Consider the following 13,558-nt stretch of genomic DNA (forward strand, 5'->3'; position numbering starts at 1 on the left):
TAGATATAAAAATATAGGACCTTAAATGAGCATTGAGCAACAAGATGAAAATAAGTTGATTGCAGAGCGTCGTGCAAAATTAGATAGTATTCGTGAAAACTGTTCATCAAATGGTTTTCCTAATCAGTTTAAACGTGAGCACTACGCGCAAGATTTGCAAGAAGCATTTGGCGAGTACGACAAAGAAACGCTCGCTGAACAAGCTAATCATGTTGTTGTTGCTGGTCGTATTATGGCAAAACGTGGACCATTTTTACTATTGCAAGACATGACAGGCCGTATTCAAGCGTACGCTGATAAGCTTGTACAAAAAGCGCTTAAAGAACAATATGGAAGTCTAGATATTGGCGATATCATTGGTGTGGCTGGTGCTTTGCATAAGTCAGGAAAAGGAGATTTATATGTCAATATGGAAACCTATCAATTATTGACAAAGTCTTTGCGCCCTTTGCCAGAGAAGTTTCATGGATTAGCGGATCAAGAGACAAAGTACAGACAGCGATACGTTGATTTGATTACCAACCCAGAAACCCGCAACACTTTTAAAATTAGAAGTGAAGTGGTTAATGGCATCAGGCAGTATTTGACTGCAAGACGTTTTATGGAAGTTGAAACGCCTATGCTGCAAGTTGTGCTATAGGCGGTGCAACAGCAAAGCCCTTTGTAACACATCATAATGCGCTTGATATCGATATGTATCTGCGCATCGCGCCAGAGCTTTATCTTAAAAGACTAGTCGTTGGCGGTTTTGAGCGTGTATTTGAAATCAATCGTAACTTTAGGAATGAAGGGCTTTCTACTCGTCATAATCCCGAGTTCACTATGCTAGAGTTTTATCAAGCATACGCAGACTACAAAGACTTGATGAACCTTACTGAAGACATGCTTCGTGAATTGGCTCAAAACGTATTGGGCACAACGATTGTCAAAAATCATCTTACCAATGCCAATGGAGAAGTGACTGAAGTCAAAGAATATGATTTTGGCCAACCTTTTGCACGTTTGACAATGTCTGAAGCAATTATTAAGTATTGGCCAGAAGCGGATGTGGAGGCAATTAGTGATCCTCAGAATAATCTCGATAAATTAAAAGAAATGGCGAAACAGCTTCATATTAAAGAGCCAGAAGTTGATGGTATTTGGGGAGCAGGTAAATACCTTTGTGAGATTTTTGAAGCCACAGCAGAAGAGAAGTTGGACCAACCAACTTTTATTACTCAATATCCATGGGAAGTATCTCCATTAGCTAGACGAAACGATGAAAATCATTTTGTGACCGATAGGTTCGAGTTCTTTGTCGGCGGGCGTGAATTAGCGAATGGTTTTTCAGAGTTAAATGACTCAGAAGACCAAGCAGCAAGATTTAGAAAGCAAGTCGAAGAAAAGGACGCTGGGGATGACGAAGCGATGCATTTTGATGATGATTATATAACAGCTTTGGAATACGGTTTATCGCCTACAGCCGGTGAAGGCATTGGTATCGATAGATTGGTAATGTTGTTTGCCGATTGCAATACTATTAAAGACGTTATTTTATTCCCTCATATGAAGCCCTTAAGTGACGATTAGTAACGATTAGTTTGCCTTGAAACCGATGCAAATGTGCATCGGTTTTTTTATATATTCAAATCACAAAGTAGCGCTATACCCTAGGTTTAATGTGGTTCACACCGCTTTTAATCTAAGTTTTTTATACCTAAGTAACACGCCGATATGTTAGGTAACTCAAGCTCATAATGTGACGCTTTTTTCAACACAAAACCTAACATACCCTCTATTTCTGTTTGACGCTGATATTTTACATCTTGATACATCGACGAATAATTGTCTTTTGTTTGTTCGATGACGTTAAAAACGCGCTGTGTAAACATATCTTTGTTATAGGGTAAGCCCATTAAGTCAAACAGGCTATAAAGCTCATTAAGAACCGCCAGCACGCTTTGCTTATGTGTTTTTAATTCTCCATTTTTAATATTTAGCAGCGCAGTAAGGGGGTTGATAGCGCAGTTAATAGTTAATTTTTGATAAAGCGGTACGCTCATGTCACGGTGATATATGGCCTTAGGATGTGCAGCTTGAAACACCTCAGCAACAGCGTCTTGAGGTAATGCGCTCACTGGTATCGGTTGATGTTGATCATAAGGTCCAATATCTAATTGCCCTTTGGCAGCGAGCTTGTATTTATGGGGCTCATTTAGGTAAAGTGCGTCGGTTGTTATGCCCACATATAGTGGATTGTTTGGAAAGTGCAATTTAAGTAAGTCTGCTCCTCCCATTCCATTTTGTATTAACACTATGCTAGTTGTGTTTGCCAACCAAGGTTTGATTTGCTCAATCACCCCCATTAATTGATAGTGCTTAACAGGAATGATCAGAATATCAAAAGGTATGGCTGTGGCTGATTGCTCAATGGATTGCAAGTTATCGGCGATAGTAAACAGCTCTTCATTATCAAACAAAACAGATGGCGCACGGGTATGAATTGACCTAAGCAAATGACTTACACAATGATGTTGCATATAAAAACTAAAAAGACTTCCAATTGCCCCTAAACCTACAATCGCAATATTTAATGATTTGAGTTTAGGCTTCATTGAGCGGCTGCCTTTTGTTATCTGACATAGCTACAATATAACAACTAAGCTTATCGTTTATCTGTGCACTATACACATTAAACAGCTGACCAGTATTAGGAAACGATCTTAAATCAAAGTTTTCATTTTTATACCTAAATTGTAGCTGAGCACTATGTAAATATAAGCGATCAGAATCAGTACCCTTGTATTTTTTATCACCAATGATAGGGCTCCCTTGAGATTTTAGCGCAACTCTAAGCTGGTGGGTTTTGCCAGTCATTGGTGACAACAAGGCTAACCTGCAATTTGGGGCCAAAGAGCTGGTGCTAAATCGCGTAATGGCTGGATTATTTTTTGTTGATAGTAATTTATAGGCGCCTTGTCTAGCTTTCGCCATATCGGCAACAAGCTTTCCTTGCTTTTTTTGGTTTTTTATCGATTAAGGCAATATATGTTTTTTGCACCTGCTTTTTTTCAAACAATTGGCCTAAGGCGCGAGCTGCATCTTTTGATTTTGCTATTAATAAACAACCGCTTGTTGGTGTATCAAGCCGATGCACTAAAAAGACATTGCTTAAGCCCAAGGATTCTTGCAACCACGTTTGAACAGGAACAATATTTGACCCTTCTTCAGAAGAAGCATGCATACCAATTGAATCGGGTTTGTTTACGACCAAAAAATCCGCATGGTCAAAAATAACGTCTGCTTGCACTATGTTATTTTACACATGCAGTAATCATCTCGATTGCTTTGTCGTATTGCAATTCTTCAACTAATTCAACTAAGTCTGCTTTTTGTGAATCATCAATCGTTAGGCTGTCAACATAAACGTGTAGCTTATCATCATCAATAAATTCGTTGCTGCGCAAGCGCTCAAGAAACTCCTCATGCATACTATCACTAGCAGGACTTGACGAAAATGACATTTGTGGTGTTTGGCTGGTATCTTCATTGACCTGCTTGATTGCTTCACAGCTCAATTGCATAACGTGTGTAAACTGCTCTATCATTTGTTGCTCAGCATTGCCCTCTCTAAGTTGCTTATCAAGCTTCTTGCTCGTTTCAAATAGCGCAACTAGGCCTAGGTTGCCAGATAAGCCCTTTGTAGTGTGCACTTTCATTTTTGCCTCTTTAAGGTCTCCTTTTTGTATAGCATCTTCAACTAGTTGTGGTGTTGATTCAAATTCTTCAATAAACTTATTAAGCATGCGAACTAGCAAATCACGCTTACCGCTTAGCTGCGAAAGGCCAAATTCTAAGTCGATAAGTGGAAGATTTGAATCCATGTTGATGCTCCTTTTGAACTGCAAAATTGTCGGTGTAACATATGTATACAATAAAGATTTAATTAGCCTTTTACAAATTGTCGTTTTTCTACCATCATATACGCTGTAAATTTTCAACACGAAGCGGAAAAAAATAACATGAATAAACCATCGCTCATCATTTTGTTAGGCGCTGCTGTTCTTGCATTAAGCGCATGTTCTGAGCAAGTTCAAGAAACCAGTACTCAACAGACAAGCCCCAATTTTGAGATGTCAGGTGAACTAATTAAGTACCATAAATACGAATTAGATAATGGCCTAACCGTTGTAATCCACCCTGACAACTCTGACCCACTTGTGAATGTGAATGTGACATATCATGTTGGCTCTGCTCGTGAGGAATATGGCCGCAGTGGTTTTGCACACTTTTTTGAACATATGATGTTTCAAGGCTCGGAAAATGTCGCTGATGAAGAACACTTTAAGATAATTACCGAAGCAGGGGGCAATCTAAACGGCACCACCAATTCAGATAGGACTAATTATTTTCAAACTGTGCCTGCTAACCAATTAGAAAAAGTGTTGTGGTTAGAAGCTGATCGTATGGGGTTTTTGCTGCCGGCTGTGACGCAGGAAAAATTTGAAACGCAGCGTGAAACAGTCAAAAATGAGCGTGGTCAGCGCGTCGACAATCAACCTTATGGACTTCGGTTTGAAAGAATCGGTGAGGCGATGTATCCAAAAGGTCATCCTTATTCATGGTCAACAATTGGATATGTTGAAGATTTAGATCGGGTGAATCTTGATGATTTAAAAGCTTTCTTCCAGCGCTGGTATGGTCCAAATAATGCGGTTTTGACGATTGGAGGCGATGTTGATATTGCCCAAACCAAGCAATGGGTAGAAAAATACTTTGGCCCAATCGCGAGAGGGCCTGAAGTAGAAGATGCGCCAAAACAGCCCGCTAGTTTAAGTGAAACAAAATACGTCACTTTAGAAGATAAGATTCACTTACCCTTGCTACAAGTAAATATCCCCACAGTTTATAGTGATCACCCTGATGAACCTGCTCTAGATGTATTGGCCAGTATTTTAGGGGAAGGTAAGACTTCATTGCTATATAAAAATATGGTTAAAAATGGTTTAGCGGTGCAAGCCTTTACAAGTCATTCATGTCGAGAGTTGGCCTGTGAATTTGCGATTTTATCATTAGCGAATCCACAAAATGTGAAGGACTTAAAACAGTTAAATGAGATTATTCAAGCATCTTTGACTGAGTTTGAACAAAGAGGTGTTCAAGACGATGATTTACAACGAGTAAAGAGTGACATTGAAACAAGTTATATTTACGGCCTGCAAAGTGTATCGGGTAAGGTCAATATTATGGCTAGTAGTCAAACTTACCGAGGAGCTCCTGACACCGTACAAATGGATTTAGATAGGTACAACAATGTCACCAAAGAAGATGTTATGCGGGTGTATAATGAATACATAAAGGGACAAAATGCAGTTGTGTTAAGTGTAGTGCCGCAAGGCAAAGCTGATTTAGCCGCAGCACCCAATAGCTTTACTTTACCAGAACGAGTCATTCCTATCACCGAGCAAGCAGCGATTGTCAGTGAGTCACCTGCAATTGTTGATGACTTTGACCGCAGCCAAAAACCTAAGGCAAAAGCAAATAAAGCAGTGTCAGTTCCTGACTTCTGGGAGCATGAATTTAATAATGGCATCCGTGTGTTAGGCGTTGCGTCAAATGAAACGCCAACATTGTCTTTAACCATTAGTATGGAAGGTGGTGTCTTACTAGATCCTCTGGCTAAACCGGGTGTTGCTAGTATGACCGCTGCACTGTTAAACGAAAGTACGCTTAACTATTCGACTGAGGAAATGGCGAACCAACTAAGCCTTATAGGGAGTTCAATATCGTTTACTGCGTCAGGCGGTTATAGCTACATTTATGTCAATACGCTTACAAAACATGCCGATAGAACCATTGAGTTGTTAAATGAAAAACTATTTAATCCAGCGTTTTCAGAAGCCGATTTCAATTTAGTTAAGCAACGCACCATGCAAGGCCTACAGCAGTCTTTAAAAAACCCATCGGTGCTTGCTGGACGAGCTCGCGACTTATTACTTTATGGAGAGGGCTCTCGATTGGGCTTACCTGAAGGTGGCACCTTAGCGTCGATAGAGTCGATTACTTTAGATGATGTAAAAGCTTTTTATGATGCATACTATCGTCCTAACTTTGCCACACTTGTGGCTGTTGGTGATGTTAATAAAGACAAAACGCTTGCATTGACTTCATTTTTAGAATCATGGGAAGCGAAGGAATATACCTTGCCAACGTTTGAAGTGAATACAGAAATTGATAATGGGAAGCTGTATATCGTAGATAATCCTGGAGGCGTTCAGTCCGTTATTAATATGATGCGCCATGCGCCGGTATATGACCCATACGACGAATACTTTAAGCTGTCATTGGCCAATTTCACGCTTGGTGGTATGTTCAATAGTCGGATAAACCTAAACCTCAGGGAAGATAAGGGATACTCTTATGGGGCCTTTAGTCGCTTCATTGGTGGCAAACACACAGGCGAGTTTAGAGCTTCAGCAGATGTTACTGCCGAATTTACCAAAGAAAGTATTGAAGAATTCCTTTATGAGATTGAGCGATATCAAGACAAAGGCATGACAGAAGAAGAACTAAGGTTTTTGCAAAGTGCGTATTCCCAATCTGATGCATTACGATATGAGACGCCTAGGCAAAAGGCAGGTTTTTTGATTCGTTTATTGTCGCGTTCATTAGACAAGGACTATACTGCTAAGCAACAATCAATTATTGAGTCAATCACTGTCGAAGAACTCAATGCATTAGCGGCAAAATGGCTAGATACTAGCAAAATGCATATCGTTGTCGTGGGAGATGCCGCTACTTTGAAAGAATCTCTCAAACCTTTGGGAAGAGAGATTGAAGTCATTGACGTTCCCAAATAATTTGCTTAACTAGAGTATATAATTTGACCCAACGATATAAAAGTTTCAACGAAAGGCTGTCCCAAATGGAACAGCCTGAGGTAATAGCTAGCCTTAGGCAGATAAAACATGGTGTCGAAAGAGAAACCTTACGTGTTAACCCAGATGGAGGAATAGCTCAGACTCCTCATAATGACAAACTAGGTTCAGCATTAAGCCATGAGTGGATAACGACTGATTTCTCTGAGTCCTTGTTAGAGTTCATTACGCCACCTGAAACAGATATTGGAAAATCTATAGAACAATTAAGTGATATTCACCAATACACATATTCAGCAATTGGTGATGAGTTGCTATGGCCCTCTAGCATGCCTTGTTTTATTAGTAACGAAACCTCTATACCGATAGCTCGTTATGGCACATCAAATGTGGCTAAAATGAAAGAGGTATATAGGCAAGGCTTACATCATCGTTACGGCAGCATGATGCAAGTGATTTCGGGAGTGCATTTTAATTTTTCTTTGTCAGATGATTTTTGGCAACATTGGTGCAATTTGCATGGCGAGCCATGGAATAAAGTGAACCAATCAAAACATTATTTTGCTTTGGCAAGAAACTTTCGACGCCTAGCATGGGTTATCCCTTATTTGTTTGGTGCGTCTCCTGCGTTATGCAGTTCTTTTATTTCGCATAGACAAACATCTTACGATTTTAAAAAAACAGGCAAAGGCACTTTATATTTGCCTTATGCAACATCACTTAGAATGAGTGACTTGGGTTACACTAGCAGCGCACAGTCATCGCTTAAGATTTGTTATAACGGGTTGTCAACTTATGTCAAAAGTCTACGACAAGCCATGTTTACTGATGCGCCTGAATATGCAAAGTTCAGCAGTAGTGACGATGAAGGTTGGCAACAGCTAAATAATAAAGTAATTCAAATAGAAAATGAGCTATATTCGCCGATTAGGCCTAAACAGGTTGCTAAATCACTCGAAATGCCAACAAACGCTTTGGAAGATAGAGGGGTAAGTTACCTTGAAATAAGATCATTAGATGTCAACCCGTACTCCCCTGTGGGAATTAACCAAGAGCAGTTCTATTTTTTAGATACATTCTTGCTGTATTGCCTTTTGACGCCCTCAGATCAATTTACCAACGAGACATTTACAATTACTCAATCAAACGTAAATAAAGTCGTTTTGCAGGGAAGAGATCCAAACTTACGATTGAATCAAGACGGCAACGAAGTCTTGTTAAGTGAATGGGGGACTTCTTTGTCCACTGAATTAATGTCGGTTGCTAGGATTTTAGATAAAGCTAATAGTACCGGTAAATATACTAAAGCTGTTGAGGCGCAAATAGAAAAATTCTGCGCACCTGAACAAACACCTTCGGGAAGATGGCTGTCAACCTTATTAGATAATCGTATTGACAATAGTATGTTAGGTCTTGAATTAGCAAAAGAGTATAAACAGCATAGCATGATGCAAGAGTATAGGCAGTTTACAAAGCAGATGTTTACTCACGAAGCGCTAGTATCTTTAGAAAAACAAAGGCAAATTGAAGCGGCTCCTCAAAAAGCATTTTCAAGGTTTTTAAGTGAGTATTTTGCTAACGCTAAACCCCCGACTGTGTAAAACGACAAAAAAAAGCCTGACGTAATTACGTCAGGCTAAACACACAAAGGGAAAACAAAATTCTTACACACAATGATAAGAACAAACAATTGAGATTTAGTTCCTAATGTTTTTAAAAAAAGTTTACTATTTTACTACAAGCCTTATTTTAATTGCTCTGCTAGGTGGTTGTACCACTACGCCGCCATCGGATCGCGAAAACTTATGCAGTATTTTTGAAGAAAAAGATGATTGGTATGACGCAGCGGCTGATATGAGAGATGAGTGGGGAGTGCCAATTCATGTACCGATGGCAATGATGTATCAAGAAAGTTCTTTTCGGCATGACGCTAGGCCGCCTCGTGATTATATTTTCTTTGGTTTAATACCATGGGGTAGAGTCAGTACCGCATATGGTTACGCCCAAGCCAAAACGATGACATGGGATGATTACAAGCGTGAAACAGGTAATAGTTTTGCCGATAGAGACGATTTCGAAGATGCGATTGATTTTATGGGGTGGTTCATTAGCAAAACACATCAAGTCAATAGCGTGTCTAAATGGGATGCGGGTCAGCAATATTTAAATTATCACGAGGGGTGGGGCGGTTACCGTCGTAAGACATATCAACAAAAAGCCTTAGCTTCAAGATGTCGCCAATAAGGTTGAGCAACGCTCACAACGATATGCAGCTCAACTTAGGACATGCGAAGACGACCTAGAGAAAGGTTGGTTTATGAAGTTGTTTTCCTAACATACAAATCAAATAAAAGAAAAGAAAGCCTGCGCTATAAACGCCAAAAAATTGATCTAGGTTAAGTTTTTTATACAGCAATGTTTTGACTGAAAGTTTGTTTGATCTGGATCATCTCTTAGGTTAAGAAACGGTTTATTGTGAGTACATATTGAATAAGGCGAGAAGCTTATTCTTATAAACTGTTAACTTAAAAAAAGGTGATTATCATGTGGGACTTACTTATTTCTGATCCAGTAGCATGGGGTTCAATTCTTGGTATCTTTGTGGTTATTGCAATTTGCGCTTATTACGTTTATTTATTTGTGCATAATGTAAATGAAGATCTTTGATCGCCAAAGCATGTCTTTAGGGTTGAAGTTTAAACTCGTCTAAATCTATGTTGGTCAAGACTAATAGTCCTGCTTGGCCTCCATATTCTTTGGGTGCACGCACAAATCCAGCTACTTGTGGCATTTGAATAAGATAGTTGGGTATCTTTTGCTTCAAAATACCGTTGCCATGACCATGAATAACGTTAATGCATGCATAATGCTTTTTATATGCTTGCGACACAGATGCCACCAGCTCATATTTAGCCTCTTTAACGGTACAACCATGCAAGTCAACAATCAGATCTGGTGGGATTGCACCAGATTTTAGCTTTTTTAACGCATCTTTATGTTCTCTGCAATTCTCATTTAAATATTGTATTGGTTTATTTTGTAGCCAATGTGCCTCGTATTCATCCGATAAAGCAATGCTTGCGCTGTTACGTTTATCTTGTGTGATATCAGACAATACATCTATGCGAGATTTCCGTTGCTTTGCCATATTTTTTTCTGCGCGTGAGGGCACATATTTGTCATGCGATACGCGTTTTGCATCAGCAAACATCTTAGTAAATTCGTTAATGTCTTCTTTGTTGGGCTTTTTTTCAGTCATTTGAGTTTATTTCAGAGCATATTCGCCAAAGTTTCGATATTATACTGCTCTACGATACACGAGTGAACTTATTTACTTACATTACGTGAGTTTAGTTAATGGCGGTCATTAAATGAAACAAGACAATGCGTCTATATTTATAGCTGAGAACGAGGTTGTTAACGATCTATCTACCGTACTAGACTATATAAGGTGGGTAACATCTTGTATGCATCAATATGATCTTTATTTTGGCCATGGTAGCGCAAGCGCTTGGGAAGAATCCAGTCGCCTAGTCTTTTGTGCAATTTCATTGCCATTGGATTTATCAGAAGATGATCAGAAAATGCTTTATGGCGCAGTGCTGACAAAACCCGAGCGTGCTCGCATATTTGATTGGTGTAAAGTACGTTGTGAGCAAGCATTGCCATTGGCATATATTACCAATCAAGCTTGGTTTGCGGGTATGCCATTTTATGTGGACGAAAGAGTGCTTATTCCTCGCTCACCTTTGTCTGAAGTAATTGAATCGGGTTTTTCACCTTTCCTTAAGCATTCTCCTAATCATGTTTTAGATATGTGTACAGGCGGCGGTTGTATCGCAATTGCATTGGCTACTTGTTTTCCAGACGCCTATGTAGATGCTGTTGATATTGATTCGCAGGCCTTAGATGTAGCGTCATTAAATATTGATGAGTACCAACTTAGTGAACGAGTCTATCCTATTGAGTCTGACTTGTTTGGTGCATTAGATGGACAACTTTACGATCTTATTGTTGTTAACCCTCCTTATGTCGACGAACAAGATATGAATGATTTGCCTCAGGAGTATCTTCATGAACCGCAGCGCGCGTTAGCTAGCGGCAGTGATGGCCTTGATATAACTGTGCGTATACTCAAAGCGGCCGCAGATTATATGAGCGAAGGAGCTTGGTTGTTTGTGGAAGTGGGGAATAGTGAAGTTAATTTTACTCAACGGTTTGGCGATTTTGAGGTTCAATGGCTTGAGTTGGAAAAGGGTGGAAGTGGCATTTTTGCGATCGATAAATCACAATTAATTGCACAGCAGCACCTGTTAGACAATATTAAATAAGGAAAATAAATGTCCGGTAACACCTTTGGTAAACTATTTACGGTTACGACGTTTGGAGAAAGTCATGGTATCGCAATAGGCGGAATCGTAGATGGTTGTCCTCCAGGCTTAGCTTTAGACGAAACAGACTTGCAAGGCGATCTCGACAGGCGCAAGCCAGAGCACGTCTAAGTTTACTACGGCAAGACGAGAATCTGACGAAGTCAAAATCTTATCAGGGGTTTTCGAGGGACAAACAACGGGAACTAGCATTGGTTTATTGATTAATAACACTGATCAACGCAGCCAAGATTATTCGAAAATCAAAGATAGTTTCAGGCACTGGACACGCAGATTATACCTATCAACAAAAATATGGCCTGCGCGACTATAGAGGTGGCGGTCGTTCTTCCGCCCGCGAAACAGCAATACGGGTAGCCGCTGGTGGCATCGCAAAAAAATACCTTAAACAACATTTTGGTGTCGAAATTAGAGGATATATTTCACAATTAGGCCCAATTAAAATCGATAAAGTTGACCATAGTGTCACCAATACAAACCCTTTCTTTTGTCCTGATGAAACTAAGTTAGAAGCGCTAGAGCAATACATGAGGGACTTAAAAAAAGAAGGAAACTCAATTGGCGCACGAGTAAGTGTTTCGGCGACAAATGTACCATTAGGCTTAGGTGAACCAGTGTTTGATAGACTCGATGCAGATATCGCCCATGCGATGATGGGTATTAATGCCGTTAAAGGAGTTGAGCTAGGCGATGGTTTTGATGTTGTTAATCAAAAGGGGACGCAACACCGTGACGAGATTTCACCTGATGGTTTTCATACGAATCACTCAGGTGGCGTATTAGGGGGCATTTCGACCGGTCAAGAAGTCCTTGTACACATGGCCCTAAAGCCCACGTCGAGTATTAGTATTTCTGGTCAAAGTGTTGATGTGCATGGCAATGCCTCTGAAATTATTACAAAAGGGCGCCATGACCCCTGTGTTGGTATTCGCGCAGTGCCAATTGCTGAAGCTATGCTTGCTCTAGTGCTGATGGATCATCTCTTGCGACACCAAGGTCAAAACAATGGTGTTAAATCGATAACGCCTATTATACCTGCACAGAAACCCTAAGCGCAGGTGGAAAGTTTACTGTCGATATTGCTTGGGGCAAAGCTAGATTTTTCTGCAAATTCGGCGCGAAATCGATTTTTTCTTTCAACAACATACTTTTTCTATTTTGGTTTGCTTGGCATTTTTGCGCCTTTTGCAGGGTTATATTTAGACGAAAAAGGCTTAAATTCTACCCAAATTGGCAGCCTGTTAGCGCTTGTAGCAGTTTCTCGTATTATTGGACCTTATTTATGGGCTGATATGGCAGATAAAAATGCTCGCAGTGAACGTATCCTGCGAGGAGGGTGTTTGCTTGCTTTTTTTGTCTTCTTGGGTATTTTTTGGGCTGATAGTTATTGGACATTAACCATAATATTATGTCTGATGATGATGTTTTGGACGGCTGTTCTGCCTCAGCTTGAAGTGATAACGGTGAATGCAAGCAAAGAGCAAAAAGGAGGATACGGGCGCTTAAGGCTGTGGGGAAGTATCGGTTTTATTACTTGTAGTTTGACAGTAGGCGCATTAATCGATGTTTGGGGTAAGCAGGTCATTGTTTACGCTTCGGCAATTGTCTTATTTGCTTTGTACCTTAGTACTTTGTGTGTCAAAGCTATTGACCATACATCAACACCACATAAGCAAAGAAATGGGCAATGGCGATTTGTTGTTAGTCTTACATTTATTGTTTTTCTGTTATCAAATACCTTGTTGCAGGTGAGCTTTGGAACGTTTTATAGTTTCTTTTCGCTATACATGAACGATTTATCTTATTCTGCGACACAAACAGGTATATTTATCAGTATAGGCGTTATGGCTGAAATAATTATCTTTATGCTTGCTGCTAAGCTGTTAAAACGGTTTAATGTATTGACTTTATTAGCCGTTAGCATGTTTATGACCTTTATTCGTTGGCTGCTACTAGCGTATTTGGCTCAACATTTTATGATCATTGTTTTTAGCCAAATTTTACATGCCTTAAGCTTTGGCTTGACACATGCAGCGTCCGTCTACTTTTTAAGTCAAAAATTTTCAGCAGACTTTCAAAGCAGAGCTCAAGCGCTATATGTTTCCATTGCATTTGGTGCAGGTGGGGCGCTAGGTAGTGTTGTTGCTGGCTATTTATGGCAACAAGGAGAAGGGGCGAGCATCAGCTTCTTGTTTTCAGCGATAATGGCTTTGACAGGAGCTGTTATTTTGTTGTGCATGATGATGTACCAAACCAAATATGTGTCAACGTCCTAAGGGCTAGGTATTGGGTGAGATATAGCTAAAATTT

Annotated in this window: 10 protein-coding genes and 3 pseudogenes; 8 read left to right on the forward strand and 5 right to left on the reverse strand. The window is 39.9% G+C overall.

Going from position 1 to position 13,558, the window contains the following annotated elements:
* Positions 1–25 precede the first annotated feature (25 nt).
* Positions 26–1,569, forward strand: a pseudogene (gene lysS / locus ACZ1G6_RS05300) (lysine--tRNA ligase).
* A gap of 107 nt (positions 1,570–1,676) precedes the next feature.
* Here the strand turns inward: lysS and ACZ1G6_RS05305 are convergent.
* From ACZ1G6_RS05305 to ACZ1G6_RS05320, 4 genes are read right to left on the reverse strand one after another with little or no spacing between them, the layout of a single operon-like run.
* Entirely contained in the window at positions 1,677–2,594 is a 918-nt protein-coding gene (locus ACZ1G6_RS05305; RefSeq protein WP_472618372.1) for a ketopantoate reductase family protein, read from the reverse strand.
* Complete coding sequence (locus ACZ1G6_RS05310; RefSeq protein ID WP_472618373.1) at positions 2,584–2,973, reverse strand: pseudouridine synthase family protein; 390 nt, start codon at positions 2,971–2,973, stop codon at positions 2,584–2,586. The genes ACZ1G6_RS05305 and ACZ1G6_RS05310 overlap by 11 nt, the downstream gene beginning before the upstream one ends.
* The gene (locus ACZ1G6_RS05315; protein WP_472618374.1) at positions 2,960–3,289 is read right to left on the reverse strand and encodes a pseudouridine synthase; all 330 of its coding nucleotides are present in this window, start codon (positions 3,287–3,289) and stop codon (positions 2,960–2,962) included. Before ACZ1G6_RS05315 ends, ACZ1G6_RS05310 begins: the two co-directional genes overlap by 14 nt.
* Before the next feature lie 4 nt (positions 3,290–3,293).
* Positions 3,294–3,863, reverse strand: coding sequence for an Hpt domain-containing protein (locus tag ACZ1G6_RS05320; RefSeq protein WP_472618375.1), 570 nt, complete (start codon positions 3,861–3,863; stop codon positions 3,294–3,296).
* Between the two features lie 138 nt (positions 3,864–4,001).
* Here ACZ1G6_RS05320 and ACZ1G6_RS05325 point away from each other — a divergent pair, with 138 nt between their 5' ends.
* From ACZ1G6_RS05325 to ACZ1G6_RS05340, 4 genes and pseudogenes are all read left to right on the forward strand, one after another.
* Positions 4,002–6,839, forward strand: a complete 2,838-nt coding sequence (locus tag ACZ1G6_RS05325) for a M16 family metallopeptidase (protein ID WP_472618376.1) — start codon at positions 4,002–4,004, stop codon at positions 6,837–6,839.
* Positions 6,840–6,904: 65 nt separating this feature from the next.
* Positions 6,905–8,458 carry a glutamate--cysteine ligase gene (gshA, locus tag ACZ1G6_RS05330; RefSeq protein ID WP_472618377.1) on the forward strand — a complete coding sequence of 518 codons (1,554 nt, stop codon included), beginning with the start codon at positions 6,905–6,907 and terminating at the stop codon, positions 8,456–8,458.
* Between the two features lie 106 nt (positions 8,459–8,564).
* Positions 8,565–9,192, forward strand: a pseudogene (locus ACZ1G6_RS05335) (transglycosylase SLT domain-containing protein).
* Positions 9,193–9,401: 209 nt separating this feature from the next.
* Positions 9,402–9,524, forward strand: a complete 123-nt coding sequence (locus ACZ1G6_RS05340; protein WP_472618378.1) for a DUF3149 domain-containing protein — start codon at positions 9,402–9,404, stop codon at positions 9,522–9,524.
* A gap of 16 nt (positions 9,525–9,540) precedes the next feature.
* On the opposite strand, the gene smrB is transcribed toward ACZ1G6_RS05340, so the two are convergent.
* Entirely contained in the window at positions 9,541–10,116 is a 576-nt protein-coding gene (smrB, locus tag ACZ1G6_RS05345) for an endonuclease SmrB (protein WP_472618379.1), read from the reverse strand.
* A gap of 112 nt (positions 10,117–10,228) precedes the next feature.
* On the opposite strand from smrB, the gene prmB reads away from it, so the two are divergent.
* From prmB to ACZ1G6_RS05360, 3 genes and pseudogenes are all read left to right on the forward strand, one after another.
* Complete coding sequence (gene prmB, locus ACZ1G6_RS05350) at positions 10,229–11,188, forward strand: 50S ribosomal protein L3 N(5)-glutamine methyltransferase (RefSeq protein WP_472618380.1); 960 nt, start codon at positions 10,229–10,231, stop codon at positions 11,186–11,188.
* Positions 11,189–11,197: 9 nt separating this feature from the next.
* Positions 11,198–12,300 (forward strand): annotated as a pseudogene (aroC, locus tag ACZ1G6_RS05355) (chorismate synthase).
* 6 nt (positions 12,301–12,306) lie between these two features.
* Positions 12,307–13,524, forward strand: coding sequence for an MFS transporter (locus ACZ1G6_RS05360; protein ID WP_472618381.1), 1,218 nt, complete (start codon positions 12,307–12,309; stop codon positions 13,522–13,524).
* The last annotated feature ends 34 nt before the right edge of the window (positions 13,525–13,558 follow it).

The sequence above is a fragment of the Glaciecola sp. HA4-3 genome, assembly GCF_055693685.1.

Excerpts from the sequence above, each read along its gene's own strand:
- ACZ1G6_RS05305 (WP_472618372.1), bottom strand. The coding sequence starts at position 2,594 with ATGAAGCCTAAACTCAAATCATTAAATATTGCGATTGTAGGTTTAGGG.
- ACZ1G6_RS05310 (WP_472618373.1), bottom strand. The coding sequence starts at position 2,973 with ATGGCGAAAGCTAGACAAGGCGCCTATAAATTACTATCAACAAAAAAT.
- ACZ1G6_RS05320 (WP_472618375.1), bottom strand. The coding sequence starts at position 3,863 with ATGGATTCAAATCTTCCACTTATCGACTTAGAATTTGGCCTTTCGCAG.
- ACZ1G6_RS05325 (WP_472618376.1), top strand. The coding sequence starts at position 4,002 with ATGAATAAACCATCGCTCATCATTTTGTTAGGCGCTGCTGTTCTTGCA.
- gshA (WP_472618377.1), top strand. The coding sequence starts at position 6,905 with ATGGAACAGCCTGAGGTAATAGCTAGCCTTAGGCAGATAAAACATGGT.
- ACZ1G6_RS05340 (WP_472618378.1), top strand. The coding sequence starts at position 9,402 with ATGTGGGACTTACTTATTTCTGATCCAGTAGCATGGGGTTCAATTCTT.
- smrB (WP_472618379.1), bottom strand. The coding sequence starts at position 10,116 with ATGACTGAAAAAAAGCCCAACAAAGAAGACATTAACGAATTTACTAAG.
- prmB (WP_472618380.1), top strand. The coding sequence starts at position 10,229 with ATGAAACAAGACAATGCGTCTATATTTATAGCTGAGAACGAGGTTGTT.